The organism is Henriciella sp. (assembly GCF_049649345.1).
GTDB lineage: Bacteria > Pseudomonadota > Alphaproteobacteria > Caulobacterales > Hyphomonadaceae > Henriciella.
In genome coordinates this window covers 1-1874 of sequence record NZ_JBARZC010000175.1, presented here as the reverse complement: position 1 = coordinate 1874, position 1874 = coordinate 1, and the positions used below count along the sequence as shown (strand labels likewise).

3 protein-coding genes are annotated in these 1874 nt (G+C 59.5%); 1 reads left to right on the top strand and 2 read right to left on the bottom strand.

The annotated features are described in order from the left end of the window. Window positions 1-467 (bottom strand): hypothetical protein (locus tag WA989_RS04335; protein WP_424339284.1); only part of this gene is annotated, 467 nt, incomplete at its 3' end. Window positions 468-517: 50 nt separating this feature from the next. Between WA989_RS04335 and WA989_RS04330 the strand changes: the two genes are divergently transcribed. Further along, window positions 518-754, top strand: coding sequence for a type II toxin-antitoxin system ParD family antitoxin (locus WA989_RS04330; RefSeq protein WP_424339283.1), 237 nt, complete (start codon window positions 518-520; stop codon window positions 752-754). Between the two features lie 316 nt (window positions 755-1070). Here the strand turns inward: WA989_RS04330 and WA989_RS04325 are convergent, their stop codons facing one another. Beyond that, window positions 1071-1703 (bottom strand): tyrosine-type recombinase/integrase, encoded by a 633-nt coding sequence (locus WA989_RS04325; RefSeq protein WP_424339282.1) that lies wholly within the window; start codon window positions 1701-1703, stop codon window positions 1071-1073. Between the last annotated feature and the right edge of the window lie 171 nt (window positions 1704-1874).

The window sequence follows — 1874 nt, the reverse complement described above, 5'->3', positions numbered from 1 at the left end:
GGGGTGCTCTGCTGCGCCCGCAGCCGGTAGCAAATGCAGAAGCAATTCGGGCGGCGGTCGTAGCCGAGGTGTTGGAGAAGCACGGACCGGGACCCGAGTGGCACGTTCCAATTCCCGCTGTGGTGACAGTTGCTGTTGCCGTGTAGCGGCGTGCGCAAGTTTGGATCATTTGCTTGGAACCAGTCATTGGCGCATACGCAGCGAAAGTTCACGTTATCCCGCATCGGTGGCGCTGAGACGAAGCGCAGCGAATGAACGGTATGGGTCTTCCCGTTTTTGCTGTCTTGAATGGCCGCTGTGGCGACCTGCGCTGCGGGGCGGAACTGTGGATGCTGCCGCTGCAAACCTCCCGCCGGTCTTTCTGCACTTGCATCGTATGATCGCCGAAAGTCCGGAAAGTCCCGCACTTCTAACCCGAAAGTGGAAATCTGAATGACGGGTATACCAGCCTTCAGCTGCGCTTGCATCCTTGCGAGTATCTACCAATCTTTGGTATAGAGCGTCAGGGAGGCCCGCCATGCCGCGCAACACATCCGTATCTCTCGGAGATCATTTCGCCAGCTTCATCGATGAGCGACTGAACACCGGTCGTTACAGTAGCGCCAGCGATGTCGTTCGCGCGGGTTTGCGCCTACTCGAAGAGCATGAGGCGCAAGTAGACCGGCTCAGAGCCGCTTTGATCGAAGGTGAGCAGTCTGGAAGTCCGCAGCCGTTCGACTTCGACGCGTTCGTTGCGCGCAAGACCAGTGACTGAAGGAACTAGATCGGTCCGGTTCTCGCCGGCGGCACAGGCCGACATCGAAGACATCTGGGATTTCACCTTGAAGCGTTGAGGTCGCGATCAAGCGGTCAGATACATCAGGGATATCGAGGCGACCAGCGCAGGCATCGCCGACGGCAGGGTTCACGTCCGTTCCGCCGAGGATATTCGCCAAGGCTACAAGAAGGCAGCCTGCGGCGCACACATGATTTATTTCTTCGAAGGCGTCGACGGCATCGCGGTCATCCGGATCCTGCATCAAAGTATGGATGCCGACCGGCATCTGTGAAGGCCGGCATCCGTTCTTGGATCAGATTTCAACGCCTTCGGCGATCGTCAACGCGTCCTCCAGTTCCACCCCGAGGTAGCGGACGGTGCTGTCCATCTTGGTGTGTCCGAGCAAGAGCTGAACGGCGCGCAGATTGCCGGTCTTCTTGTAGATTTGAGCCGCCTTCGTCCGCCGCATCGAATGGGTGCCATAAGCGCTCGGCTCCAATCCGATTGCTGCCACCCAAGCTTTCAACATGCGACCGTATTGCCGGGTCGAGATGTGCGGACTGGCGTGGAAACGGCTCGGCCAGAGATAGGTCGACCCGATCATAGCGGGACTGGCGATCCATGCATGAACCGATTGCCGCGTCGTCTCGGTGATCTCGAACTGGACCGGCCGATCCGTCTTGCTCTGCACGATCGTGGTGCGCTCCTTCATCCGATCGGCGACGAAGACATCGGCGATCTGGAGGCGCACCAGATCGCAGCCCCTGAGCTTGCTGTCGACGGCCATGTTGAAGAGCGCCAGATCCCGAAGCTTCTCGGCCAATTCAAGGCGGACCCGAATGGCCCAAACGTGTTTCGGCAGCAAGGCGCGTTTCTGACCGACGATGCGGCCCCGATTCCAGGCGGGTGGCTTGGGACGTGGAACAGGCAGGTTGGTGATAGGCATGGTTCATCCTCCGATCCACCATCCCCACCCAAACATCGGCGGAATGCCGACAGCGGATCTTACCACATCACACGGCGAACGGCCGGGCCGAGCCCTAACTCACCGATGCTGCGCGGCGGATTAAGGGCTGCTTCGGCGACGGTCATGCTCTGAGAACCGTGTCAATAGCTA